The organism is Amycolatopsis sp. WAC 04169 (assembly GCF_003947535.1).
Classification (GTDB): Bacteria; Actinomycetota; Actinomycetes; order Mycobacteriales; family Pseudonocardiaceae; genus Amycolatopsis; species Amycolatopsis keratiniphila.
Map to the genome: position 1 here is coordinate 700,878 of NZ_QHJI01000005.1, position 23,908 is coordinate 724,785.

The following is a 23,908-nucleotide window of genomic DNA, read 5'->3' on the forward strand; positions in this document are numbered from 1 at the left end:
TCGTCCACCCAGTCACGCCGCGCGTGAAGGCCCCGCCCTCGGCTCAGCCGAGGAAACTCGACCTTCACACCTTCCCCAAGTACATGAAGGCCCCCTTCCTTGCGCCTGGCGCAAGGAAGGGGGCCTTCATCGTGGCCTCTGCTCAGCCGCGGTTCTTGTTGCGGTTGCGCTCCTTGGCGCGCTGGTTGATGTCCAGCGTGACCTTGCGGACGCGGACGACGTCGGGGGCGACCTCGACGCACTCGTCCACGGCGCAGAACTCCAGCGCCTCTTCCAGGCCCATCTTGCGCGGCCGGGCCAGCGTCTCCATCACGTCACCGGTGGAGGAGCGCATGTTGGTGAGCTTCTTCTCCTTGGTGATGTTGATGTCGAGGTCCTCGGCGCGCGGGTTCTCGCCCACGACCATGCCCTCGTACACCTCGGCGCCCGGCTCGACGAAGAACGTGCCGCGGTCGGCCAGCTGGATCATCGCGTACGCGGTGATCGGGCCGGACCGGTCGGCGACCAGGGAACCGGAGTGCCGGGTGCGGATCTCGCCCGCCCACGGCTGGTAGCCCTCGAACACGTGGTTCGCGATACCGGTGCCGCGGGTCTCGGTGAGGAAGTCGGTACGGAAGCCGATCAGGCCGCGCGCCGGGAGGACGTAGTCGAGCTTGATGCGGCCCGAGCCGTGCCCGCCCATGTGCTCCATGCGGCCCTTGCGGGCGGCGAGCAGCTGGGTGATCGCGCCGAGGTGCTCCTCGGGCGAGTCGATCGACAGGCGCTCGAACGGCTCGTGCAGCTTGCCGTCGATCATCCGGGTGACCACCTGCGGCTTGCCGACGGTCAGCTCGAAGCCCTCACGGCGCATCTGCTCGACGAGGATGGCCAGCGCCAGCTCGCCACGGCCCTGGACCTCCCAGGTGTCGGGGCGCTCGGTCGGCAGGACGCGGATCGAGACGTTACCGATCAGCTCCTGGTCGAGGCGCGCCTTCACCAGCCGGGCGGTGACCTTGTCGCCGCCGTTGCGGCCGGCCAGCGGCGAGGTGTTGACGCCGATGGTCATCGAGATGGCGGGCTCGTCGACGGCGATCCGGGGCAGGGCCTCCGGGTTGTCGACGTCGGCGAGGGTGTCGCCGATGGTGATCTCCGGGATGCCGGCGATGGCGACCAGTTCGCCCGCGCTGGCCTCGGTCGCCGGGACGCGGGTGAGCGCCTCGGTGACGAGCAGTTCGGAGATGCGGACGGAGCTGACTTCGCCGTCCTCGCGCATCCACGCGACCGTCTGGCCCTTGCGCAGGCTGCCGGAGTGGATGCGGATCAGCGCGATCCGGCCGAGGAAGTTCGACGCGTCGAGGTTGGTGACCAGCGCGCGCAGCGGGCCCTCGCGGTCGGCGAAGGGCGGCGGGACGTGCCGCAGCAGGGTCTCGAACAGCGGGTCGAGGTTCTCGCTCTCGGGCACCTCGCCGTCGGCGGGCTGCTCGAGGCTCGCCTTGCCGGACCGGGCGGAGGCGAAGACGACCGGGAGGTCGAGGATCGCGTCGAGGTCGGCGTCCTCGATGTCACCGGCCAGGTCGAGCAGGAGGTCGTGGGTCTCCTCGACGACCTCGGAGATCCGCGCGTCGGGCCGGTCGGTCTTGTTGACGACCAGGATCACCGGCAGGCCGGCCTCGAGGGTCTTGCGGAGCACGAACCGGGTCTGCGGGAGCGGGCCCTCGCTGGCGTCGACCAGCAGCACGACACCGTCCACCATGGACAGGCCGCGTTCGACCTCGCCGCCGAAGTCGGCGTGACCGGGGGTGTCGATGACGTTGATCGTCACCATGCCCTCGTCGGTCTGGCGCCGGATGGAGGTGTTCTTCGCGAGGATCGTGATGCCCTTTTCCCGCTCGAGCTCCCCGGAGTCCATCACGCGGTCGACGAGTTCGGCGCGCTCCTCGAAGGCACCGGACTGCCGGAGCATCGCGTCGACGAGGGTCGTCTTGCCGTGGTCGACGTGTGCGACGATGGCGACGTTGCGCAGGTCGGGCCGGGTCTTGCCGGACGAGCGGCCGGCATCGACTGCGGTGGCGCTGGCTGCGGGCACGCGAAGGCTCCAAAGGTTTCAAGTTCGGGTGTGGTGCCCGCGCTCGCGCGTTCGAGACACGCCCGGCCGACTTTGGCCTTACGCGGACCAAACCAGGATACCTGTAGCCCGACTGTGAGCAGCCCCACGCCCCCAGATCGGTTAGGCTCACCTAACGTGTAGAGGTCGCCGACACCGGTCGGAGAAGGAGCGCGCGTGGGCAAGAAACCGTCCGACGACCCGCACAAGCTCGTGCGCAAATGGATGAAGTCCGGCAAGGTCAAGAAGAAATGCTGCCGGTCGAAGTCGCGGTGCGGCAAATGCCCCGTTCTCGCACTGAAGAAGGCGAAAACGAAGATCGCGAAGGCCGCTTAGAAGATCGTCAGTGCACCACCGCCTCGTTGATCGCCCGCAGTTCCGGCGCGGTCCGGGTCGGCGAGAACTCGATCACCTCGTAGCTCGCCATGTGCTTGACCGAGAAGGGGTCGGTCGCGAGGATCGCGTCCAGCTTTCCCCTGGCCATGGGCTTGGTGATGATGACGCCGCCGATGCGCGGGTTGCGCCTGCCGGAGGCGAGGAAATTGCCGTGTTCGTACTGCTTGGTCAGCCAGTCGGCGTGATCAGGGAGCACATAGTCGATTTCTTCGATGGGCGCGGTGTAGGTCAGCAGGACGACAAACATGAGTCGAAGGTAAACCCGGATCGCCAATATGACGGACGTACTGCCCCGGCTGATATGAAGTGTTGACGCCGCGTGCCCGGAATGAGTGATCCGCCCCTGCTTTCCGGGCTGCGGTACGATCGTCGCCATGCGCGCGCAGAACGCCCAGTGGTGGCCGCCCTCCGGCGGCCCCGAAGTCCTGCGCTGAACCAGACGAGCGCACCACCAGGCCGCCCCACCGGGCGGCCTTTTTCGTGCCCGGACCCTGGGGCGGCCCGAATCCGGAAGGAAGAAGGCAGATGATCAGGTTGTCCGGGATCACCCCGTCCGGCCACGTCCACGTCGGGAACCACCTGGGGGCCATCCGGCGCTGGGCCGACGAGGGCGGGCCGGACGACCTGTACTTCGTCTCCGACCTGCACGCGATGACGAACTCGCACAATCCGGCGAAACTGCGCTCGATGGCGTCGGAGCAGCTGGCCGTGCTGATCGCGGCCGGGATCGAGCCGGACCGCGTGTTCGTGCAATCCGACATCGCCCGCGAGCTGGGTGCCCTCAACTGGGTCCTGGAGTGCACCTGCAACTACGGCGAGGCCGCCAGGATGATCCAGTTCAAGGAGAAGTCGAAGGGCCGTGCCGGTGTCCGGCTGTCCCTGCTGACCTATCCGGTGCTGATGGCGGCCGACATCCTGCTGCAGGGCGCGGACGAGGTCCCGGTCGGCGAGGACCAGCGGCAGCACGTCGAGCTGGCGAGAACGCTCGCGAAGCGGTTCAACACCACCTACGGCGACGTGTTCACCATGCCGAAGGCGGTGCTGCCGCCCGCCGGCGCGCGGGTCATGGACCTCGCCGAGCCGACGCGGAAGATGTCGAAGTCGACGAAGGAAGAGGCCGGGGTGGTCTTCGTCCTCGACGAGCCCGACCAGGTCCGCCGGAAGGTCAAACGCGCGAAGACCGACGGCGGGTCGAAGCCCGCCTACGCGCCGGAGACCCGGCCGGGGATGGCGAACCTGCTGGACATCCTCGCGGCTTGTACCCGCGAGAAGCCCGAGGTCCTCGCGGACCGGTTCGACTCCTACGGTCAGGTGAAGGAGGCCGTCGCCGAGGCGCTCATAGAGGAGCTTCGACCGGTCCGGGAGCGTGCCCTGTCGCTGCTGGCCGACCCCGGTGAGCTGGAACGGGTCCGCAAGGCGGGTGCCGTCCGGGCGGCGGAACGGGGTGAGCACCGGCTCCAGTCGGCGCTGCGGCTCATCGGCGCCGGCTGAAGTTCCGTGAAGGCCTCCTTGAGGGACTCTGGGTCTCTCAAGGAGGCCTTCACGGACTTGTGAGCAGGGCGTGCAGGGCGGGCAGGAGGATCCGGTCGGCGGGCAGCCAGTCGAGGTCGTCGAGTTCGCGCGCGGAGATCCACCGGACGTCCTTGTGCTCGACCGCCCGCGGCTCGTCCCCCGCGCTGACCAGCGAGGCGGCGTAGATCCGCAGCACCTTCCCCTTCGGCAGCGGCACGTCTTCGCCGACGCGGCCCGCGACCGTCACGGCGACGTCCAGTTCTTCCAGGCATTCCCTCGCCAAGGCGGCTTCGTCGCTTTCGCCGTCCTCGACCCGCCCGCCCGGCAGTTCCCATTGCCCGGCGTGGTCGGCGGGCCAAGCCCGCTGCTGCGCCAGCAACTGTCCGTCCCGCACGATGGCGGCGCCCACGATCACCACGCGCACACCCTACTGACCGCGCGCCGCCTGCCAGACGACCTGGAAACGGGCCCCGCCGTCGGGGGATTCGCCGACGCGCACCCGGCCTCCCCGGCGCCGGACGGCCTCCGCGACCATCGCCAGGCCCAGCCCGGTGCCGCCGGAGGACCGCGCCCGCGAGTCGGACACGCGGTAGAAGCGGTCGAAGACCCGTTCGCGGTGCTCAGGGGCGATGCCCGGCCCGTCGTCGTCGACCACCACCCGCACGGTGGACCGCGCCGCGAGCACCGACACCACGATCTCGGTCCGCGCGTACCGGCAGGCGTTGCGCAGCAGATTGCTCAACACCAGTTCGACCTCGGAATGCGTGGCCAGCGCCCACGCCGTGCCGACCGTGCCGCTCACCCGGATCTCGGGAGCGCCGGCGGGCATCCGCGCGACCGCGGCGCGCACCTCGCTCACCAGCTCGACCGGTTCCGCGGGCGGGACCTCCCCCGCGTCCGACCTCGCCAGCGCGAGCAGCCCGTCGAGCAGCGCGGAAAGCCGTTCCGCCTCCTCCAGGATGTCGGAAAGCGTCTCCTGCGAGAGGTCGGGATCGGGATTGGCGACGGCGACCTCGGCCTGCACGCGGATCGACGCGACCGGCGAGCGGAGCTCGTGCGCGGCGTCCCCGGTGAACCGCCGGAGCCGGTCGGCGCCCTCCTCCTGCCGCGCCAGCAACGCGTTGAACTCCTCGGCCAGCGCGCGGAGTTCGTCGTGCGAATCCGGGAGCGGCAGCCGCGCGCCCGGCGGGAGGGCCCGCACCGATCCGCGCATCCGCGCCACCGGCCGCAGGGCGAACCGCACCAGCAGCCACGTCGCGATCCCCGCGCCCACCGCGCCGACGGACGCGACCACGAACAGCCACAACCCGCCGGAATGCACGGCCGTCGCGAAGCCGACCAAGCCCGCACCCGCGACGACCAGGCGTTGCTGCCCGTCGGGCGCGGTGACGACGGTGCCCGCCCAGCGCCAGCTCTGCTCGCCGCCGGTCGTGACCGATTCGCCCGCCTTCAGCGCGCGGACGTCCGTGGGCCCGAGATTCGACGGCGGCAGGCCGTCCACCGGGCCGCCCGCGGTGTCGAGGACGCGGACGGTGACCGCCGACCCCGAGGGTGTCCGCCCGGCCGAGACGTCGGCCTTCGCGGTCTCCAGCCGAGCGCTCAGTTCGTCGTCGACCGAGCCGATGAGCAGCGGTTGCAGGTTGTCCCCGGCGACCGCCGCCAGCCCGAGCAGGAAGCCGAGGGTGACCGTGGCCGCGAGCAGGGTGATCCGGACCTGGAGCGATCGGCGGCGCCACCAAGACGGCGAGCCGATCACCCCTGTCCCGCCGGGGCGATCACTTCGTCGAGCTGCGGATCCGAGGCCAGGTATCCGTGCCCGCGCACGGTCCTGACCAGCGCGCCCGCGCCGACCGCGTCGAGTTTGCGGCGCACGTAGCCGACGTAGACCTCGACGACGTTGCGGGTCGCGGCCTGCTCGTCGCCCCAGACGGCGCGCAGCAGCTCGTCCTTGGTGACGACCGTTCCGGCCCGGCCCGCCAGCACCTCCAGCAGCGCGAACTCGCGGGGGCTGAACGCCACGTCGACGCCGTCGTAGCGGACCTGCCGCAGGCTCCGGTCGACTTCGAGCGCGCCGATGCGCAGCGGCCCGCGGGTCCCGTCCGGCGACGCCCGCCGCAGCACCGCGCGCACCTGCGCGACCAGTACGACGAACGAGAACGGCTTCACAAGGTAGCCGTCGGCGCCGAGATCGAGACCGTCGGCCTGGTCGACCTCGCCGTCCTTCGCCGAGATCATCAGCACCGGCGTGGTGACGCCGAGCGCGCGCAGCCGTTCGAGCACGCGGTAGCCGGAAAGCCCCGGAAGCATGATGTCGAGCAGGACGACGTCGAAGGAGCCCGTCTGCGCGAGCCGCAGGCCGCTGGGCCCGTCGGCCGCCGTGACCACGTCCATGTCCTCGGCGCGCAGCCCCCGCTGCAACGCCTTGCGCACGCCGGGTTCGTCGTCGACCACCAGTACTCGAGGTTTCACGCCCTTCATCATTCACGCTTTCACCAGCTCACGCGCGACCTCTCAGCGCCATCTCAGCCGGGGAGGCGGAGTCTGAGTGGTATCTCAGCGTTTCCGGGGAAGCGTTGTCGCCAAGACCCGAGCACACTGGGGTTCGGGGAAACAGGGAGAGACAGCATGGATCCGAAGAGGAAGGCCATCACCGCGGCGGTGGTGGGTACGGCGCTCGGCGTCGGCGGCCTCGCCGTCGTCGCGATGCCGGCCACCGCAGGCGACGCGCCCGTCCTGCCGCAGATCAGCGCCGAGGAGCTGGTGCAGTCGACGCTCAACGCGAAGCCGTCGGCGTTCGACGGGAAGGTCAAGGTCAGCAACGACCTCGGCCTGCCTCAGGTCGGCAGCACCCTGCCCGGCGTCTCGGCGCTCGACGTCGACTCGGCGCAGATCTCCACCGACGGCGCGGGCAAGAGCAAGGTTTCGCTCACCGAGGGCTCCAGCCAGCAGACCATCGTCCGGAACGGCCAGACCGTCTGGGAGTACAGCTCCAAGGACAACTCGGCCACCAAGGTCACCATCCCGGACGGGCTGGCCAAGGAGCACCAGGAGAAGAGCAAGGACGTCGACCCGGCCACGGTGGCGTCGGAACTGCTCGGCAAGGTGCGCGAGAGCAGCACGATCGCCGTCAGCGGGACGGCCTCGGTGGCGAACCGGTCCGCGTACGAATTGGTGCTGACCCCGAAGCCGACCGAGCGGACGCTCCTGCGCGAGATCCGCGTCGCGATCGACGACCAGACCCGGCTTCCGCTGCGGGTCACGGTGCTGGCCAACGGCACCTCGTCCCCGGCGCTCGAGGTCTCGTTCAGCGAGATCAACTTCGCGGCCCAGCCCGCGTCGAACTTCGAGTTCACCCCGCCGAAGGGCGCGAAGGTGACCGAGAAGACCGCCGAGGTCGACCCGAAGAACCGTGAGCTGGCCGAGCAGGCGAAGTCCGACCTCAAGGTCGTCGGCGACGGCTGGGACACCGCGATCACGGGCAAGATCCCGGCCGACGCGCTGGCCAAGGCAGGCCAGGCCAAGGACGAGGAAGGCCGCCAGGTCGACCCGAAGGCGCTGCTTTCGCGGTTCGCCAAGCCGGTCAGCGGTGCCTGGGGCAGCGGCTGGCTGGTGACCACCAAGGTCGGCAGCGGCGTGCTGACCGACGACGGCCGCTACGCCGTCGGCGCGGTGCCGGAGCAGGTCCTCTTCGAGGCTTTGGCCGCGAAGTGACCACCACTTTCGAAGCCGGGACGGACGCCTCCCAGGAGGCGTCCGCTCCGGCGGTACCCATGGCGGCCCGCACCAGGGGCCTGCGCAAGGTCTACGGCCGCACGGTGGCCGTGGACCACGTCGATCTCGACGTTCCCGAAGGCGCCGTGCTGGGGATGCTCGGCCCCAACGGTTCGGGTAAGACGACGACCATCCGGATGCTCCTGGGTCTCGTGCGGCCCACCGAGGGCGAGGTCGAACTCTTCGGCAAGAAGATGCCCGACGAGGCGGCGCACGCGCTGCCCGACGTCGGCGCGCTCGTCGAAGGACCGGGTTTCCACCCTTTTCTCTCCGGGCGCGAGAACCTGCTGCGCGTGGCCGCGGCCGAGCCGAGGCTGGCCTCGGCCGGGATCCCCGCGGCGGTCGACGCGGCGCTTGAGCGCGTCGGCCTCACCGACGCCGCCACCCGGCGCTACAAGGGGTATTCGCTGGGGATGAAGCAGCGGATGGGGCTGGCGAGCGCGCTGCTCGTGCCGCGGCGGATGGTCGTGCTCGACGAGCCGACCAACGGGCTCGACCCGGCGGGCACCAGGGAGATCCGCCGGATCATCGCCGAACTGCACGCCGACGGCGTCACCGTGCTGGTGTCGTCGCATCTGCTGGCCGAGGTCGAGGCGACCTGCACGCACGTCGCGGTGCTCCAGTCCGGGAACGTGATCGCCCAGGGCGAGCTCTCGGAACTGCTGGAGTCGGGGAACGCGGCGCTGCTGGTGCGGACGCCGGACGCCGAACTCGCGGTGGAGACGTTGCGGGAGAACAGGATCGGCAGCAGGCTCACGCCGGACGGCGTCCGCGTGGACCTGACCGCCGCCGAGGCCCCCGACGTGCTGCGTCATCTGGTGACGGCCGGGGTGGCCGTGCACGAGGCGGCGCGGGCGCGGACCGGCCTGGAGGACCTGTTCGCCCGGCTGACCCAGCCGGAGTCCACTGTAGACGGTGAGGGGGAGTCGTGACCCACGCTCTGGCCGCGGCACCCGCGGCGAGGACCGGCCGGGACAGCATCGGCCTGCTCCGGCTGTATCGCGCCGAACTGCGCTGGATCTTCCGGCGGCCCCGCACGCTGGCCGTGCTGGGCCTGCTCGCGCTGATCCCGATCGTCATCGGGGTCGCGCTGACACTGGTGGACCCGGCGGAAGCCAACGGCGGCAATGGCGGCGGGGACGGCGCGCTGCTCGCCTCCGCGATGAACAACGGGTTCATCCTGCCGGTCGCGGCGCTGACCATGACGCTGGCGCTGCTCCTGCCGCTCGCTTCGGCGATGGCCGGAGCGGACGCGATCGCCGGCGAGGCGGCGCACGGCACGCTGCGGGGCTGGCTGATCGCGCCGGTCGGGCGGGGCAAGCTGCTCGCGATCAAGGCCTTCGGCGTCGCGACGGTGTCGGTGGTCGCGGTGCTGGCGATGACGTTCACCGGTTTCGTGACCGGGCTGATAATCAGCGGCACCGACTCGATGTTCACCCTCACCGGTTCGACGCTGAGCGTGTGGGACGCACTCGGCAGGCTGCTGGTGGTGGCGCTGTGGATCACCCTGCAGCTGTGGGCGGTCGGCGCGGTCGCGCTCGCGATCTCGTCGTTCACCGAGCACCCGATGCTGGTGGTCGCCTCGGTGCTGGCGGGGACCATCGTGTTCACCATCCTCGGTTTCCTGGACGCGGTCTCGTGGCTGCATCCGTTCCTCCTCAACAAGGATTGGTCGCAGGCGCCGGCCGCGGTGCTGATGGACCCGCTGGACATGTCGATGCTCGGCGAGGGTGCGCTGCGGGCCGCCTGCTACATCGTCATCGGGCTCTCGATCGCCTACTCGCGCCTGACCACCCGGGACGGCTGACCCCTCGCGTTTCGTCCTCTGAATGCGGTAGTTGCGCGGGCAACTACCGCATTCAGAGGACTAATTGCGGAGTTGGGCGACGCCGTCCGGGTCCAGCGCGAGCCGCACCGTGTCACCGGGACGCAGATCGGCGGTGACCGGCGCGACGGCGTCCACAGTGGGCAGATCGCCGCCGGGAGCGACCACGAGCCGGACGTGCTCCCGTCGATGCACGACCGCGACGACCTCGCCTTCGACGCCATCGGAGGAAACCCGCAGGCCGTGCGGCCGCAGTCCCAGCCGCACCGCACCGTCCTCGACGTCGTGCAGCGCGACCTCGCCGAGCGGCGTCCGCACCACACCGCCGGAAGCCTCACCGTCGACGAACGTGGTCACGCCGAGGAACCGCGCCACGCCCTCGTCCACCGGCTGCCGCCAGACGCGGCGCACCGCGCCCTCCTGCCGGATCTCGCCGTCTTCGAGCACGGCGACGCGGTCGGCGAGGGTGAACGCCTCTTCCTGATCGTGCGTGACCAGCAGCGCGGTGATCTTGCTGCGCCGCAACAGGGCCGCGAGGTCGATCGCCAGCTGTTCCCGCAGTCCGGCGTCCAAACCGGACAGTGGCTCGTCCAACAGCAGCAACCGAGGCTCCGGCGCCAGCGCGCGGGCCAGTGCCACGCGCTGCGCCTGCCCGCCGGACAGCTCGGTCACCCTCCGCCGCTCGTAGCCGACGAGCCCGTCCAGCTCCAGCAGCGCACGGACGCGGTCCGCGTGCTCGGCGCGCGGCACGTCGTGCATCCGCAGGCCGAACGCGATATTCGAGGCGACGTCCTTGTGCGGGAACAGCTGCCCGTCCTGGAAGACCAGCCCGAACTCCCGCCGGTGCACCGGGACCCCGGCGAGGTCTTCGCCGTCCCACCGCACGGTGCCCGACGTCAGCGGCTCCAGCCCGGTGATCGCCCGCAGCAGCGTCGACTTCCCCGAACCGGACGGGCCGAGCAGCGCCAGCACCTCGCCGTCGGCGATGTCCAGCCCGGCGTTCTTCACCGCCGCAAAAGATCCATAGTGGACGGTCAAGTCCCGTACCGACAGCGACACTAGAACTCCCCTACCGAATTCTGCCCGCGGACCGCGCCGAACCGGTCGATCAGCACCACCGCCACCACGGTCACGATCATGAGCAGCGCGCAGGCCGCGTAGGCCATCTGGTTGTTCAGCTCCCCCGGCCGCGAGATCAGTGTCGCGACGGCGACCGGCAGCGTCGGCGCGTCCGGCCTGGCCAGGAAGCTCGTCGCGCCGAACTCGCCGAGCGCGACCACGTACCCGAACCCGGCCGCCGCGACCAGCGAACGCGCCGTCAGCGGGAGATCGATCTCGCGCCACACCCGGCCGGGACTCGCGCCGAGGGTCGAGGCGGCCTGCCGCAGCCGGACGTCGACCGACCGCAGCACCGGCAGCACCATCCGCACGATCAGCGGGATGATCACCAGTGCCTGCGCGAGCGGGACCAGCAGCGGCGACGTCCGCAGGTCGCCCGGCAGCGCGTCGAGCGTGACGAGATAGCCGAACCCGACGGTCACCGCGGACACCCCCAGCGGCAGCATCAGCGCGGCGTCCATCGTCTCGCCCATGCCCCGCGCCAGCCTGCCGGGCGTACGGCGCAACGCCACCAGCACGACCGAGGCCAGCACGCCGACGATCATCGCGAGCATCGTCGCGTCGAACGCCGTCCGCAGCGACATCGACGCCGCGTCCCAGCCCGAGACCTGGAGCGCGTTACGCGAGCCATGCCCGGCGAGCGCCTCGTAACCCGCGAGGCTCCACCCGTCCGAAGTGGACACGGACTCGACCAGCAGCGCCACGATCGGCGTCATCAGGAGCGCGATCACCGCGAGCCCGGCGGCCACGGCCCACCACTCGCCGCCCCTCGGCCTCCGCGCGGTCTCGCTCCCCGAACGCAGCCGCACCGCGTTCTCCCGGCGCCGCCTGGCCAGCGCGCCGACGACGAGCGCGGCGACGACGGCGGCGAACTGCACCAGCGACAACGCGGCCGCGCCGGAGAGGTCGAGCAGTTCGACCGTGCGCAGGTAGATCTCGGTCTCCAGGGTGCGGTACTTCGCCCCGCCGAGGATGAGCACGACCCCGAAGCTGGTGGCACAGAACAGGAAGACCACCGCGGCCGAGGACGCGATGGCCGGCGCGAGCGCGGGCAGCGTCACCGAACGGAAGGCACGCCACGGCGACGCGCCGAGCGCGCGGGCCGCGTCCACGGTGCGCGGGTCGAGATGGCTCCACAGCCCGGAAACCGTGCGCGCGACGACCGCGACGTTGAAGAAGGCGTTGGCCAGCACCAGCGGCAGCAGTCCGCCGTCGGGCCAGAGCGCACGGAAGGCCAGGCCGACCACGACCGTCGGCAGCACGAACGGCACCAGCACGAGTGTCCGGACCAGCGAGACCCCCGGCAGCCGCACCCGCGCCAGCAGGAACGCGACCGGCAGCCCCGCCAGCACCGCGACGATCGTCGAAACCCCGGCGCTGGCGACGGTGAATCCGGCGAGTTTCCAGGTCAGCGGGTCGCCGATGGCCGTGCCGACGCCGCCGGAGCCGAAGCCCCGGCCGACGATCGCCGCGACCGGCCAGGCGAAGAACACCACGAGGAAACCGAGCGGCGGCACGGCGAGTGCGGCCAGCCCGGCTCCTCGGAAGGTCAGCCCGGTGGTTTTCAGCCTTCGAGTAGCGTGCGCCACTGCGCGATCCACTGCTCGCGCCCGGCCTGGATCTTGGCCGGTTCGAGCGTCTTCGGCTGCTGCGGCAGCGGCGCGGCCTGCGCCCAGCCCTGCGGGAGCTCGACGCCCTGTCGGGCCGGGTACACGTACATGTTGCTCGCTACGGTGACCTGGAACTGCTGGGACAGCAGGAAGTCCACGACCTTGCGGGCCTTCTCGACCTGCTTGCCGCCCGCCAGCACACCCGCGTACTCGACCTGGCGGTAGCAGGTGTCCAGCAGCGCCTTCGTCCGCGGCTTGCCGTCGTCGCCGATCTCGGCGGCCGGCGAGGAGGCGTAGGAGACGACGATCGGACGCGGGCCCTTGCCCGACGAGCCGGAGAACTCCTTGGTGTACGCCTCTTCCCAGCCGCTGACCGTCTTGAGCCCGTTGGCCTTCAGCTGCGTCCAGTACCCCTGCCAGCCCTGCTCGCCGAACTGGGCGACGGTGCCGAGCAGGAACGCCAGCCCCGGCGACGACGTCGACGGGGGCTCGGCGACCATCAGGTCCTTGTACTTGGCGTCGGTCAGATCCGCGAACGACTTCGGCTCCGGGATCCCCTTGTCCGCGAAGTACCGGGCGTCGATGTTGACGCAGACGTCGCCGAGGTCGACCGCGGAGAGCCGGTGCCCGGGGTCGACGGAGTAGCGCTGCGGGCCGCGATCGGCCTCCGGGCTGGTGTACTGCTCGAAAACACCCTCGGCGAGCGCGCGCGAGGCGAACGTCGAGTCGATGCCGTACGCGACGTCACCGATCGGATTCGCCTTGGTGAGCACCAGTTTGTTGGTCAGCGCGCCGGCGTCACCCTGCTTGAGCACGGAGATCTTGATCCCGGACTGCCGCTCGAACGCGTCGAGGACCTCCTGGGGCGCGAGCCACGAGTCGTGTGTCACGAGCGTGACCGTCGCCGGCGCCTGCGGGTCGTTCCCCGTGTTCCCGGAGAGCGAGCAGCCCGCGACGAGGGCGGCCACCGTGCCAGCCGCAACGACCGTGCGGAGGGCGCGTTTCATCTAGCCTCCTGCGTTCTTCAAGGGGGGACCCGTGGCAAACGTGCAGCGTAGCCGACGGCGTACCACCATGGAGTCATGGCGGAAATCTTGAACGACCAGCAGGCCGACGAAGCCGTGACCAAGCTCTCCGGCTGGTCCCGTGACGGTGTGACGATCGAGCGGACGGCGAAGCTGCCGAGCTTCCCCAAGGCCATCGAAGCGGTGGACAAGGTGGCCGAACTGGCGGAGGCGGCCGACCACCATCCCGACATCGACATCCGCTGGCGGACGGTGACGTTCCGGCTCAGCACGCACTCCGCGGGAGGGCTGACGGAGAAGGACTTCTCGCTTGCGTCGCAGATCGACGGGGTACTCGCGGCCATGTGACGTCCGCTACGACCGCGCCACAACTCCGCTTCTCGGACGTCACCCCAGTAGGGACACAACGAGAAAGGACGAGTGATGACGCAGGCGATCGTGGTGGGGTTCTCGGCGTTCGGCGCGATGGTGGCGGCCGCCGCCGGAGTGCTCTGGTACACCGCGCGCGAGCGGCATCACCAGCACGACCAGTGATCTTGATCACAGCGGCGTCGCGAAGGTAACGCGGAGCCTGATCAACGCGCTGTTCCCGGCGGACCTGTCGCTTCTCTCCCCCGGGGAACCGCCGTGAACAACGCCTCCATCACCGCCGCCCAGCGCGCCTGGGTGACCACCTTCGCCGCGGCCATCACGCTGCTGACGATCGTCGTGCTCGGCCTGCTCGGCTAACTCTTCAGCCCGAGTAGGCCTCACGGGCGGCGACGAGCTCCGGAAGGTGCTTCGCCGCCCATTCACGGCATGCCTCCATCGGCTCGAACAACGTCCGGCCGAGCGAGGTGAGCTCGTACTCCACCCGCGGCGGCGTCTCGTCGTACGCCGTCCGCGTGATCATGCCGTCGCGCTCCAGAGCCCTGAGGGTCTCCGTGAGCACCTTCGACGTGACTCCCTTCAAGGGCACCCGCAGCTCGGAGAACCGGCGCGGCCCTTCTTCCAGGCACAGCACGACCAGGCCCGCCCATTTGTCGCCGATCCGGAACGGGGTCAGGTTCGACGGGCAGCCGGGCGCGAACATGTCTGGACTCAAGGGCTTCACCCGTCCGAAGTTACCCTCGCCCACGCCGCCAGTTCGACCGCTGCTTCCCGATGGGTGCGCGAACCGGTGGACATCGCGATCACCAGGTCGTACGCGTCGTCCTCCGGCGCGTCGAGGTCGTACCCGTTGAGGCCGTAGAACACGAACGTCGCCATCCAGGACAGGCGTTTGTTGCCGTCGATGAGCGGATGGTTGCGCACGACCGACTCCAGCAGCACCGCCGCCTTCTCGTGCAGCGTCGGATAGGCGTCCTGCCCCATCAACGAGGACTGGGGCCGGTGCGCGGCGGAGTCGAGCAGCCCGAGATCGCGGATCTTGGGCACCCGGAGGTCCTCCGCGAGCGCCAGGAGGTCTTCGACGGTGAGGTACTCGATCACTGGGCGAGACGGTCGAGCAAGGCGGCGTAGCGCTCCCGGCCGTCCTTCGACAGCGCACGGACCCGATCGTCGCGGACGCGGCGCGCGGCGGCCTCGGTGATGGCGCGAACCGTGGCTTCGTGCTTGCTCACGCCGTCGGCCTCCGCCAGCAGGGCGAGCGCGCGCTCCTGCTCGTCGTTCAACCTCAGGGTCATGGCCATGGATCGATGCTACCACTTTGGTAGCAGTGCGGCGTACGCAAAACCGCGTAGGCCTGATTGCCGCTTCCGGGCCGACGCCCTCGGCCGTCGCGAGCGCGACTCTTCAGTGGTCTTGAAACCCAGTGAGGAGCTCGCCATGGACCGTTCCACCGCCGCCGTCGCCAACGCCTTCTTCCTCTTCGTCGGTGTCGCCGGCCTGATCATCCAGATCGCCTCGGGCGTCCCGGGTTTCCCGGACATCCCGCCCGGCCCGTTCATCCTCGGCGTGACCGGGATCCTCGTGCTGACGCTGGCCGCCAGGTACCGGTGGATCCTCTTCCTCGGCGTCGCCGCGCCGGTGTTCATCCTCGTCGGCGCGCTGCTCGAAGGCTCGTTCTGGGGACGGCTCGCGGACGTCGGCGACTTCGGGCCCTTCGCCGGGACCGTGCTGCTCATCGGCGGGGTGATCGCCGCGGCGGTCACCGGTGTCGTCGCCGTCTCCCGCGCCTACCGCCGGGTGGCCGTGCGCTGAACCGGAAAAAGGGGACGATCGGAGGTTGCCTTGGCGGCTTCGTGACTCTTAGCTACTCGAACGAGTTTTCTTCGAGAAGTGAGGGGTGTTCCATGGCAGGTCTGCGCAGACGTGAGGTGCTCGCGGGCGCGGTGGCACTGGCGGGCGCGGCGACGATCGGGCTGAACCCCGGCACCGCCGCCGCGGCCACGCAACAACGTCCGGGCGCGCAGTTCCCGCCGTCGCTGGAGTTCGGGGACTACCCCGTGATCGCGCGGGTGCGGTCGCGGCGGGCGCTGGAGCACCTGCGGGTGCTCAGCGACAAGATCGGCCCCCGGATCGCCGGTACCGAAGGCGAGCTGCGGGCCAGGGACTACATCGCGAAGGTGCTTCGCGAGCTGCGCTACCAGGTCACGCTGCAGCCGTTCCCGATCGCCGACAAGTTCCTCGGCACCCTGACGATCGGACGCGACAGCTGGCAGACCGGCTCGTCGCCGCAGGGCGCGCAGGACGTCACCCGCGAGGCCGTCGTCGTCGACGCCGGTGACGGGAGCACCCTGCCCGACGACCTGACCGGCAAGATCGTGCTGATCGCCGCCGTGGCGAACAAGGCCGACGCGTACCTGACGGCCGCGCAGCGCGGAGCGGACGCCGTGCTGCTCGGCCGGATCGGCGCCGACCCGGCCCGCAAGCTGTCGGCGTTCTCCCCGACGCTCGCCACCCCGGTCACCATCCCGGTGCTGGGCCTGGCCCAGGTGCAGGTGGAGCGCCTGCGCGAACGGCTCGCCAAGGGCTCGGTCACGGTCAAGGCGACGGCCACCCACCACAAGAACCTGACGTCGTACAACGTCATCGCCGAGCGGCCCGCCACGTTCCCCGGCAAGGACGAAGGCGTGGTCATGGTGACCGCGCACTACGACAGCGTCCCCGGCTCCCCCGGCGCCAACGACGACGGCAGCGGCACCGTGCTGTGCCTGGAGCTGGCGCGTGTCCTGCGGTACCTGCCGACGAACAAGACGCTGCGGTTCGCGCTGTGGGGTTCGGAGGAGTACGGGCTGATCGGCTCGCGGCACTACGTCAAGAACCTGTCCGACCCGGAGGCGAAGCGAATCGCGGGCTGCTTCCAGAACGACATGGTCGCCACCAGCTGGGACCCGGCGATCACCTACTGGCTGCTTTCGGTCGACGGTGCCGACAACGCCACGACCGCGGCCGTCAACGCCGCCGCCAAACGGCTCGGCTACGACCCGCGGGTGAAGGGCCCGGTGGCGCGCGGTTCGAGCGACCACGTGCCGTTCTTCGAGCGCGGGATCGCTTCGGGCAACTTCAGCTGGCGTGGCGAAACCGGCCCGGCGCTGCTGGAGCCGACGTACCACACGCCGGAAGACACCATCAAGGACAACGTTTCCCTTGAGCGGCTTCAGGTTTCGCTGGAGCTGATCGGTTCCGCCGCGTACAGCCTGTTGCGGAAGTGAGGCTCGCCGGGTGTCCTCATCGGGGGCACCCGGCACCCCTCAACGTGTGTAGTCCACCGGCCCCAAGGCGATCGGGGCCGGGTTCTTCGCGACCCAAGTGACGGCTAGCTCGCTCAAGCGATCGAGGTGGTCGTCCGCCCCGCGGCCCGACCGGACCTGCTTGGCGATCTCCTTGGCTTCTCGGAGTTCTTCTTCGGCGAGAGGTTCGCCCTGCGCGAGGAAACCCGGGAACGCGTCGGCCATCGCGCGATAGGCACGGTCCCAGTTCGCCCCGCCGTTGCGGAACATCTCGTCGGAGATCCGGCCGGTGACGCGGATGGCTTCGCACTGCACCGTCGCGCCCGCGCCGCTCGACGGCACGAGAAGCTCCCAAAGCGCTTTGTGCCGCTCCTGCCAGGAGCCGTCGGGCACGACGATCGGCGAAACCCCGTCGTGCTTCGACCGCCGCGCGACCGGCTCAACGTCGAAGATCCGGTACAGCTCACTGAGCGCGGCGTCGGTCTCTTCGAGGAGGTCCCGGTTGAAGGTCTCCCGGTGGAACTCGAAACCACTGCCGATCCGCTCGACCTTTTCGCGCATCTCGGCCGTGATGCTCGCTCCGTGGTCGATGAGCAGCTTCGCGATCTCGGCACACTCGGGGATGTAGGCGTTTTCCGTACTGATCAGGCATCGCATCAGCAACGAGTCACCGCGCCTGTCGAGAATCCCGGTCGACGCCCCATGCTCGATCAGCACTCGCGCGGACTCGGTCCTCAGCCTCTCCACCGCCGCCTGAAGCGGCGTTTTCCCGGAGGTGTCGACCGCGTCGATGTCCGCGCCGAGCGAGAGCAGCAAAGGAATCTGCTTCGAAGCACCTCGGGAAGCCCGCGTATGAAGCGGCGTCCTGCCGTAGCTGTCCGGGGTGTCGACGGCGAGCCCCTGCCCGGTCAGCCAGACGACGAGTTCGTCCGGGCACTGCGGGAAGCCGATGGCGGTCCCTTTGGCGTAGCCGCCCCGCGCGTCTATCTCGCATTTGCCGAAGACGGCTTTGAGCTCGTCCACCGACGCCGAGGTCAGCATCTCCTGGAAGTCCTTGGGAAGGGTCTTTCGCTTCCGTGCCATCGTGCTGTTCTCCTCAGTCGAACTTCGGGCGAAGCTGTTCGCGCATCATCCGGAAGTTCTTCGGCTTCACGGCCCAGCGGTCCTCGTCGGTGTCCTCGAACGTCACCTCGTACTTCCCGGACGTGCGATCGAACTGCACGAGGATCTTCACCGGCAACTTGTCGCCGGGCCGGTAGTAGCCGCCCAGGTACGCGTCCACCGCGGCTTCGATCCTCGGCCACTCGCAGGCCACGGGCGTGATGGCGGCTCCGGGCGAGTACGCGTATCCGTACGCACTGCGGAACCCTTCCCCGAATTCCAGGATCATCGCCAGTGATTCCCATCCGTCGACCGGTCCCATCGCGTGGGCCAACGATCCGATGAGATCGACGGTGGCGTCGTTCGGCACTGTTCTCCTCGGATCCGGTTCCTGTGCGACCGCGGAGATCCTACGATCCCCGGCCATGAACGGTGTGCTGACCAGTGTGGTCGCGATCTCCGGCACCTTGGCGTGATCGCGAAGTGGTTCCTCAAGCAGCGCTCGGCACCGGACGACGAGTTGCGAGCCGCGCACACCGAATCGGACAAACGCGGGGCGGCGGCCGATCACGCGCGGCTCAGGCCTTGCACCAAGCTCCGGATCTCGCCGCCGTGAAACAGCACGAAGAACAAAACCAGGAAACCCTGTCCGTGTTCATCCGAACCGCCGGGCGACAGGTCCGGGCCTGCCCTGACGGGTTACGACCAGCGCTCGAGTTCGGCGTCGATCCGGGGATCGGTGCGCACCCACACTTCGCCGTCGGGGGCTCCGGGCGGGGCATCGACGCGTTCGAGTCCGAGTGTCCGGACCAAGGCCAGGAGCTCGTCCCTGGCCTCGCCCGTGTCGCCGTCGAACAGGACGTAGTGCACGTCCCAGCGGTCGTTGTACCCGGAGTCGGCCCAGATCCTGCAGAAGCGATCCACCGTCTCCTGATCGAACGGGGCGGGCTGTTCCTGAGCGCCCGCGACGAACCCCTTCTCGATTTCCTCGGCGCTCCACCACGCCACTTCCTCCGCAACCGCGGCGGGGGTGAAGTCCTCCAGTGAGAGAAGGCCTTCCAGGAGCCAGCCGACCCCCGTTTCCGTGATGCCCAGCTGTGCCTCCTGCAGCCGGGACACCAGTCCTTCCGCCATGGCACAGGGGCCCGAGAAGGTGAAGACGCCGCTGGCGGCCACCAGGCCGCCGACCTCGAGCGTCGTTTCCGTCTCGGGCGCGTCCTTCACCATGGCGAGGAGGTCCGCCGGCACGCCGTCGTACAGGGCTGCCTGCGCCTGCGGGTCCTCGTAGAAGTTGAGCGCGCCGGTGTGGTCGAACGTCGTCACCAGGCCGCGCCCGTCGGCGGTGAACCAGGCGTTGACCGTGTCACCGCCGCCGTTGCCGAAGCCGTAGTGCGTGACCCCGTCGACCGTCGTCGGCTCGTGCCCGTCGATGACGGTCAGGATCTCCAGGCGGCGGCGCAGCTCGCGCGGATGGGTCCGTCGCAACACGGACCCGTCGAACTCGAAGCGGAGCCTCGCCCGGTCGAGGGCGGCGACGTCCGGCAACCACGGCCCGCCGCGGTCGAGAGCGGTCAAACCGCCGCGGACGAAGTTCGCCACCTGGCTCCGGTAGTCGCCGCCGTTGGTGACGAGGCGGTAATCGACCTGCGAATCCTGTGCGCCCTTGATCCGGCAGATGGTGCCGGCGTCGAACATGAGCAGCAGCGCCTCTTCGTGCTCCTCGTCCTCGATGCGGAAGGACGCGTTGTCCTCGGCACGGTGCCGATCGACGAATTCGCGGAACGCGTCGGGGGCGGACCGGGCACCGCCCGGAACCCACTTCTCCTCGTTGTCCTTGTCATCACTGAAGGTCAGTGGCCTCATCGTCGTCCTTGCTTTCTGGCCTGGTAGGCGGCTTCGGAGCACCTCGGTCATGACGTCCAGCCCCGGGCGACCTGGCCGAGAACGTCGACGATCTCGCGCGACACGACCTCCAGCTGACTGCGGCTGCCGATGATCGGCCGAGGGTAAGGCGGCTCCGGATCCGGCTCGCCCCGGGAACGGCGGATGGCCAGCGCCAGCGTGTGCAACATCTCGGGCTCCCCCTGCCGCTCACCGTCCGCGAACACGGCCAGGCGACACTCCTGGGAGTTGAGTCCACGCCCGAGTTGGACCGTCAGGACGCACACGACGTCTCCGGCGGCGACCTCCACGGTGAACGACCGACGGCCTGTCGAGCCCCGCGAGACCTCGGCGCCGGCCACGCGATACGCCCGCATGAACTCACTCGCGGGGAGGGCGGCGAAACCGCCGCTCGCGGTCAGCAGGGAGTCTTCGTCGTAGGTACCCGTCGCCTCGGCCGCCCAGTCGCGCCGGGCATCGCACCAGCGGTACCAGCTCTCCGCGAAGTCCGTGCGCGCCAGGGCACCGGCGAGCGGGGAGAGAGCGGGGCTCGTCATGCGGTTCGTCCTCGGTCCGTGGCGGCGTGCTCGAATGGCCGCATGAAGAAGACGAAACGGGGGCCCTTGCGGTTCCTCGTGATCGCACGCACGGCGCCCGGCCGCCACCCGCACCCCATGGAGGTGGCCGTGCACCTCGCAGGGGCGGCTTCCCGCGTCTCGATCTCAGTGGGCCCGCATGCGGTGAACGCGGGAGGGCAGGTTCCGATCTCCGCAGTGCTCGACGAGTCGCGGACCGGGCTCAGTCCGTACTGGGCGGAGCAGTTCGACGAGGCGGATCTGCACTGGGTGGTGCCGTATCTGGTCCGTCTCCAGGCCGGTGAGGACGTGGCGGACGAGATCGTGGCGGCCTACACGGCGCGGCACGGCGAGGCACCCGCGAAGATGTTCCAGGACCGCTACGGCGTGTGATTCACCCGTCGGATTTCCAGGCGCGTGCGCGAAGAGCCTCGAAGTCGCCGTCGATGAACTCCTTGGCGATCGCGAGCGCCTCGTCGCGGTCGGCGTAGTCAAGGGTCCCGACGACTTCCCCGCCGCGTTCTGCCTGCTGGAAACTGACAGAGCGGCGGGTGAACTCGACGAACCAGTCGTCGCTGTCGTTGATGTCGACGACGACGTGCTCGGCATCATCGTCGTTCAGCGCGTCGAGCAGGGCGCCGAAGGCCTCGACGGAGATGTCGTCCTCGATCTGCACGCCCCAGCGATCGATGAACGAGACGTCACGGGGCATGATCAGACGTTGAACCGGAACTCGACCACGTCGCCGTCCGCCATCACGTAGTCCTTGCCCTCCATGCGCACCTTGCCCGCGGACCGGGCGGCCGCCATCGAGCCGTTCTCGATCAGATCGTCGAACGAGACGACCTCGGCCTTGATGAAGCCGCGCTCGAAGTCGGTGTGGATGACGCCCGCGGCCTGCGGGGCGGTCGCGCCCTGCGGGATCGTCCAGGCGCGCGACTCCTTGGGGCCGGCGGTCAGGTACGTCTGCAGGCCGAGGGTGTGGAAACCGGCGCGCGCGAGGGAGTAGAGGCCCGGCTCGTGCTGGCCGACGGACTCCAGCAGCTCGCGCACGGACTCCTCGTCGTCCAGTTCGAGCAGTTCGGCTTCGACCTTGGCGTCGAGGAACACCGCGTCGGCCGGGGCGACCAGCTTGGCCAGCTCCTCGCGGCGCGACTCGTCGGTGAGGATGCCTTCGTCGGCGTTGAAGACGTAGAGGAACGGCTTCGTGGTGAGCAGGCTCAGCTCGCGCAGCGCCTCGAAGTCGACCTCCTTCTGCGCCTGGAAGAGCGTGCGCCCGGCGTCGAGGATCTCCTTGGCCTTGACCGCGTTGTCGAGCGCGGGCTTGTTCTCCTTCTTGGTCCGCGCTTCCTTCTCCAGCCGCGGCAGCGCCTTCTCCAAGGTCTGCAGGTCGGCGAGGATCAGCTCGGTGTTGATCGTCTCGATGTCGCTGCCCGGGTCGATCCGGCCGTCGACGTGGATCACGTCCGGGTCGTCGAACACGCGGATGACCTGGCAGATCGCGTTGGCCTCGCGGATGTTCGCGAGGAACTTGTTCCCGAGCCCCGCCCCCTCGGAGGCGCCCTTCACGATGCCCGCGATATCCACAAAGGACACGACGGCGGGCACGGTCCGCTCGGACCCGAAGACCTCGGCGAGCTTGTCCAGCCGCGGGTCCGGCAGCGGGACGACGCCGACGTTGGGCTCGATCGTCGCGAACGGGTAGTTCGCCGCGAGCACGTCGTTGCGGGTCAGCGCGTTGAACAGGGTGGACTTGCCGACGTTGGGCAGGCCGACGATGCCGAGGGTGAGACTCACGGGCCAGAAGTCTACGTGCCGCCCGCCGCCCCATCCGCCGAGGCCTTGATCGCCGTGTCGGATTTCCGCCAGCCGCGCCTCCGACCTGGTGGCACGATCGATGTCATGACCGAGCAGACCCTGGCCGAGCGGGCCGTGTGGCGGGACGCCGAACGGTGTTACCGCGCCGTCGCCGCCCGTGATTCCCGGTTCGACGGCCAGTTCATCATGGCCGTCTCCACCACCGGGATCTACTGCCGCCCGTCCTGCCCAGCGTCGACGCCGAAGCAGCAGAACGTCCGCTTCTACCCGACGTCGGCGGCCGCCCAGTCCCACGGCTTCCGCGCCTGCCGACGCTGCCTGCCCGACGCGGTCCCCGGCTCGCCCGACTGGGACATCCGGGCCGACCTCGCCGCACGGGCGATGCGGCTCATCTCGGACGGCACCGTCGAACGCGACGGCGTCCCCGGGCTCGCGCGGCGGCTCGGCTATTCCGAACGCCAGCTCGGGCGCGTCCTCACCGCGGAGCTCGGCGCCGGTCCGCTGGCGCTGGCCAGGGCACACCGCGCGCATTCGGCGCGGCTGCTGATCGAGATGTCCGGGCTCCCGCTGACCGACGTCGCGTTCGCGGCCGGGTTCTCCAGCGTCCGCCAGTTCAACGAGACGATCCGAGAGGTCTTCGCGACGACGCCTTCGCAGCTTCGGACGGCGGCCCTGCGTCGCCGTAAGGCCGAGGAGCTGCCGACCGGGACCCGGCTGAGCCTGCGGCTGCCGTTCCGGAAGCCGTTCGACGCGGCCGGGGTGCTGGACTTCCTGGCCGACCGGGCCGTCCCCGGCGTCGAGCACGTGACGCGCGACGATTCCGGCGTGACCGGCTACGGCCGCACGCTGCGGCTCGCGCACGGCTCCGGCGTGGTGTGGCTGACGGCGAAGGACGACCACGTCCGCTGCGACCTGCGGCTCACCGACCTGCGCGACCTGAGCAGCGCGGTGGCCAGGGTGCGGCGCCTGCTCGATCTCGACGCCGACCCCGAGGCGGTCGCGCGGGTGCTCCGCGCCGACCCTGCCCTCGCGCCGCTGGTCGAAGCAATCCCCGGCATCCGGGTGCCCGGCGCTGTCGACGGCGACGAGCTCGTGCTGCGCGCGATGCTCTCCCCCGCCGAGACGGCCGCGCTCGCCGAGAGCCTCGGCGAACGCGTGCCCAGCTGCGACGAGTCACTCGAAGGGCTGACCACGCTGTTCCCGACGGCTGCCCAGGTCGCCGAACACGGCCCGGAACGGGTGGCCGCGGCGGCCCGCGCGCTGGCGGACGAGGTTTCGGTCCACGTCGGCCGCGATCCCCTGGAGTTGCGGGCGGAGCTGCTGGAACTTCCGGGAATCGGGCCGGAGATCGCGGACTACGTCCTGATGCGCGTACTCGGCGCGCCGGACGTCCTGCTGACCGGTGACCCGGCGCTGCGCCGTGGAGCGGCCGCGCTGGGCATCACCGACGACGAAAAGACGCTGGCCGAACGCGGACGGGCCTGGCAGCCCTGGTCCTCGTACGCCGGAATGTACCTTCTGCGCGCTTGAAAGGAAATC

The 23,908-nt window shown here is 69.9% G+C and carries 28 protein-coding genes; 11 read left to right on the plus strand and 17 right to left on the minus strand.

The genetic code is table 11. The annotated features are described in order from the left end of the window. Positions 1-142 precede the first annotated feature (142 nt). Positions 143-2,065 carry a translational GTPase TypA gene (gene typA, locus DMC61_RS16000; RefSeq protein ID WP_016337122.1) on the minus strand — a complete coding sequence of 641 codons (1,923 nt, stop codon included), beginning with the start codon at positions 2,063-2,065 and terminating at the stop codon, positions 143-145. Between the two features lie 195 nt (positions 2,066-2,260). On the opposite strand from typA, the gene DMC61_RS41425 reads away from it, so the two are divergent. After that, positions 2,261-2,419, plus strand: coding sequence for a hypothetical protein (locus DMC61_RS41425; RefSeq protein WP_167337783.1), 159 nt, complete (start codon positions 2,261-2,263; stop codon positions 2,417-2,419). Between the two features lie 7 nt (positions 2,420-2,426). Here the strand turns inward: DMC61_RS41425 and DMC61_RS16005 are convergent, their stop codons facing one another. Continuing rightward, on the minus strand, positions 2,427-2,726 hold the full coding sequence (locus tag DMC61_RS16005) for a YciI family protein (RefSeq protein WP_016337123.1): 300 nt from the start codon (positions 2,724-2,726) through the stop codon (positions 2,427-2,429). A gap of 278 nt (positions 2,727-3,004) precedes the next feature. Here DMC61_RS16005 and trpS point away from each other — a divergent pair, with 278 nt between their 5' ends. After that, positions 3,005-3,970 carry a tryptophan--tRNA ligase gene (gene trpS / locus DMC61_RS16010; RefSeq protein WP_125689909.1) on the plus strand — a complete coding sequence of 322 codons (966 nt, stop codon included), beginning with the start codon at positions 3,005-3,007 and terminating at the stop codon, positions 3,968-3,970. A gap of 49 nt (positions 3,971-4,019) precedes the next feature. Here trpS and DMC61_RS16015 read toward each other — a convergent pair whose 3' ends face one another. Genes DMC61_RS16015 through DMC61_RS16025 form a run of 3 tightly spaced genes read right to left on the minus strand, consistent with a single transcriptional unit; the run spans position 4,020 to position 6,472 of the window. After that, positions 4,020-4,409 (minus strand): (deoxy)nucleoside triphosphate pyrophosphohydrolase, encoded by a 390-nt coding sequence (locus DMC61_RS16015; RefSeq protein WP_038508515.1) that lies wholly within the window; start codon positions 4,407-4,409, stop codon positions 4,020-4,022. A gap of 9 nt (positions 4,410-4,418) precedes the next feature. After that, the gene (locus DMC61_RS16020; protein ID WP_125689911.1) at positions 4,419-5,747 is read right to left on the minus strand and encodes an ATP-binding protein; all 1,329 of its coding nucleotides are present in this window, start codon (positions 5,745-5,747) and stop codon (positions 4,419-4,421) included. Beyond that, entirely contained in the window at positions 5,744-6,472 is a 729-nt protein-coding gene (locus DMC61_RS16025) for a response regulator transcription factor (protein ID WP_063277574.1), read from the minus strand. The genes DMC61_RS16020 and DMC61_RS16025 overlap by 4 nt, the downstream gene beginning before the upstream one ends. A gap of 144 nt (positions 6,473-6,616) precedes the next feature. Between DMC61_RS16025 and DMC61_RS16030 the strand changes: the two genes are divergently transcribed. The 3 genes from DMC61_RS16030 to DMC61_RS16040 are packed head-to-tail and all read left to right on the plus strand — an operon-like array spanning position 6,617 to position 9,569. Continuing rightward, complete coding sequence (locus tag DMC61_RS16030; protein WP_016337129.1) at positions 6,617-7,702, plus strand: DUF2092 domain-containing protein; 1,086 nt, start codon at positions 6,617-6,619, stop codon at positions 7,700-7,702. Further along, the gene (locus tag DMC61_RS16035; RefSeq protein ID WP_063277575.1) at positions 7,699-8,694 is read left to right on the plus strand and encodes an ABC transporter ATP-binding protein; all 996 of its coding nucleotides are present in this window, start codon (positions 7,699-7,701) and stop codon (positions 8,692-8,694) included. Before DMC61_RS16030 ends, DMC61_RS16035 begins: the two co-directional genes overlap by 4 nt. Then, on the plus strand, positions 8,691-9,569 hold the full coding sequence (locus DMC61_RS16040; RefSeq protein WP_016337131.1) for an ABC transporter permease: 879 nt from the start codon (positions 8,691-8,693) through the stop codon (positions 9,567-9,569). Before DMC61_RS16035 ends, DMC61_RS16040 begins: the two co-directional genes overlap by 4 nt. Before the next feature lie 60 nt (positions 9,570-9,629). Here DMC61_RS16040 and DMC61_RS16045 read toward each other — a convergent pair whose 3' ends face one another. The 3 genes from DMC61_RS16045 to DMC61_RS16055 are packed head-to-tail and all read right to left on the minus strand — an operon-like array spanning position 9,630 to position 13,323. After that, positions 9,630-10,646, minus strand: a complete 1,017-nt coding sequence (locus tag DMC61_RS16045; protein ID WP_125689912.1) for an ABC transporter ATP-binding protein — start codon at positions 10,644-10,646, stop codon at positions 9,630-9,632. Next, complete coding sequence (locus tag DMC61_RS16050; protein ID WP_125689976.1) at positions 10,646-12,223, minus strand: iron ABC transporter permease; 1,578 nt, start codon at positions 12,221-12,223, stop codon at positions 10,646-10,648. Before DMC61_RS16050 ends, DMC61_RS16045 begins: the two co-directional genes overlap by 1 nt. A 47-nt stretch (positions 12,224-12,270) precedes the next feature. Then, positions 12,271-13,323: a thiamine ABC transporter substrate binding subunit gene (locus DMC61_RS16055; protein ID WP_125689913.1), complete on the minus strand. Its 1,053-nt coding sequence runs from the start codon at positions 13,321-13,323 to the stop codon at positions 12,271-12,273. A gap of 75 nt (positions 13,324-13,398) precedes the next feature. On the opposite strand from DMC61_RS16055, the gene DMC61_RS16060 reads away from it, so the two are divergent. Then, positions 13,399-13,689 (plus strand): 4a-hydroxytetrahydrobiopterin dehydratase, encoded by a 291-nt coding sequence (locus DMC61_RS16060; protein WP_125689914.1) that lies wholly within the window; start codon positions 13,399-13,401, stop codon positions 13,687-13,689. A gap of 385 nt (positions 13,690-14,074) precedes the next feature. Here DMC61_RS16060 and DMC61_RS16065 read toward each other — a convergent pair whose 3' ends face one another. Genes DMC61_RS16065 through DMC61_RS16075 form a run of 3 tightly spaced genes read right to left on the minus strand, consistent with a single transcriptional unit; the run spans position 14,075 to position 15,011 of the window. Continuing rightward, positions 14,075-14,413, minus strand: a complete 339-nt coding sequence (locus tag DMC61_RS16065; protein ID WP_125689977.1) for a helix-turn-helix domain-containing protein — start codon at positions 14,411-14,413, stop codon at positions 14,075-14,077. A gap of 17 nt (positions 14,414-14,430) precedes the next feature. Next, positions 14,431-14,811 carry a type II toxin-antitoxin system death-on-curing family toxin gene (locus DMC61_RS16070; RefSeq protein ID WP_125689915.1) on the minus strand — a complete coding sequence of 127 codons (381 nt, stop codon included), beginning with the start codon at positions 14,809-14,811 and terminating at the stop codon, positions 14,431-14,433. Next, positions 14,808-15,011: a hypothetical protein gene (locus tag DMC61_RS16075; RefSeq protein WP_016337139.1), complete on the minus strand. Its 204-nt coding sequence runs from the start codon at positions 15,009-15,011 to the stop codon at positions 14,808-14,810. Before DMC61_RS16075 ends, DMC61_RS16070 begins: the two co-directional genes overlap by 4 nt. A 136-nt stretch (positions 15,012-15,147) precedes the next feature. Between DMC61_RS16075 and DMC61_RS16080 the strand changes: the two genes are divergently transcribed. Together DMC61_RS16080 and DMC61_RS16085 are read left to right on the plus strand one after the other, a co-directional pair. After that, positions 15,148-15,522 carry a hypothetical protein gene (locus DMC61_RS16080; protein WP_125689916.1) on the plus strand — a complete coding sequence of 125 codons (375 nt, stop codon included), beginning with the start codon at positions 15,148-15,150 and terminating at the stop codon, positions 15,520-15,522. 92 nt (positions 15,523-15,614) lie between these two features. After that, positions 15,615-16,976 carry a M20/M25/M40 family metallo-hydrolase gene (locus tag DMC61_RS16085; RefSeq protein WP_125689917.1) on the plus strand — a complete coding sequence of 454 codons (1,362 nt, stop codon included), beginning with the start codon at positions 15,615-15,617 and terminating at the stop codon, positions 16,974-16,976. A 39-nt stretch (positions 16,977-17,015) separates the two neighbouring features. Here the strand turns inward: DMC61_RS16085 and DMC61_RS16090 are convergent, their stop codons facing one another. Together DMC61_RS16090 and DMC61_RS16095 are read right to left on the minus strand one after the other, a co-directional pair. Next, positions 17,016-18,077 (minus strand): ankyrin repeat domain-containing protein, encoded by a 1,062-nt coding sequence (locus DMC61_RS16090; RefSeq protein ID WP_125689918.1) that lies wholly within the window; start codon positions 18,075-18,077, stop codon positions 17,016-17,018. A 13-nt stretch (positions 18,078-18,090) separates the two neighbouring features. Next, on the minus strand, positions 18,091-18,465 hold the full coding sequence (locus tag DMC61_RS16095) for a hypothetical protein (protein ID WP_125689919.1): 375 nt from the start codon (positions 18,463-18,465) through the stop codon (positions 18,091-18,093). Positions 18,466-18,567: 102 nt separating this feature from the next. Here DMC61_RS16095 and DMC61_RS41430 point away from each other — a divergent pair, with 102 nt between their 5' ends. Continuing rightward, entirely contained in the window at positions 18,568-18,711 is a 144-nt protein-coding gene (locus tag DMC61_RS41430; RefSeq protein ID WP_199750000.1) for a hypothetical protein, read from the plus strand. 83 nt (positions 18,712-18,794) lie between these two features. Here DMC61_RS41430 and DMC61_RS16105 read toward each other — a convergent pair whose 3' ends face one another. Together DMC61_RS16105 and DMC61_RS16110 are read right to left on the minus strand one after the other, a co-directional pair. Beyond that, positions 18,795-20,009: a DUF6357 family protein gene (locus tag DMC61_RS16105; RefSeq protein ID WP_255431510.1), complete on the minus strand. Its 1,215-nt coding sequence runs from the start codon at positions 20,007-20,009 to the stop codon at positions 18,795-18,797. Beyond that, complete coding sequence (locus tag DMC61_RS16110) at positions 20,006-20,533, minus strand: hypothetical protein (protein ID WP_125689921.1); 528 nt, start codon at positions 20,531-20,533, stop codon at positions 20,006-20,008. Before DMC61_RS16110 ends, DMC61_RS16105 begins: the two co-directional genes overlap by 4 nt. Positions 20,534-20,575: 42 nt before the next feature. On the opposite strand from DMC61_RS16110, the gene DMC61_RS16115 reads away from it, so the two are divergent. Next, entirely contained in the window at positions 20,576-20,944 is a 369-nt protein-coding gene (locus tag DMC61_RS16115) for a hypothetical protein (RefSeq protein ID WP_125689922.1), read from the plus strand. A 1-nt stretch (position 20,945) separates the two neighbouring features. Here the strand turns inward: DMC61_RS16115 and DMC61_RS16120 are convergent, their stop codons facing one another. Next, entirely contained in the window at positions 20,946-21,263 is a 318-nt protein-coding gene (locus DMC61_RS16120; protein WP_125689923.1) for a hypothetical protein, read from the minus strand. A 2-nt stretch (positions 21,264-21,265) separates the two neighbouring features. Then, entirely contained in the window at positions 21,266-22,348 is a 1,083-nt protein-coding gene (gene ychF, locus DMC61_RS16125) for a redox-regulated ATPase YchF (protein WP_016337150.1), read from the minus strand. A 105-nt stretch (positions 22,349-22,453) separates the two neighbouring features. Between ychF and DMC61_RS16130 the strand changes: the two genes are divergently transcribed. Continuing rightward, a complete protein-coding gene (locus DMC61_RS16130) occupies positions 22,454-23,899 on the plus strand; it encodes a DNA-3-methyladenine glycosylase 2 family protein (RefSeq protein ID WP_125689924.1) in 1,446 nt (481 codons plus the stop codon). Positions 23,900-23,908 lie beyond the last annotated feature (9 nt).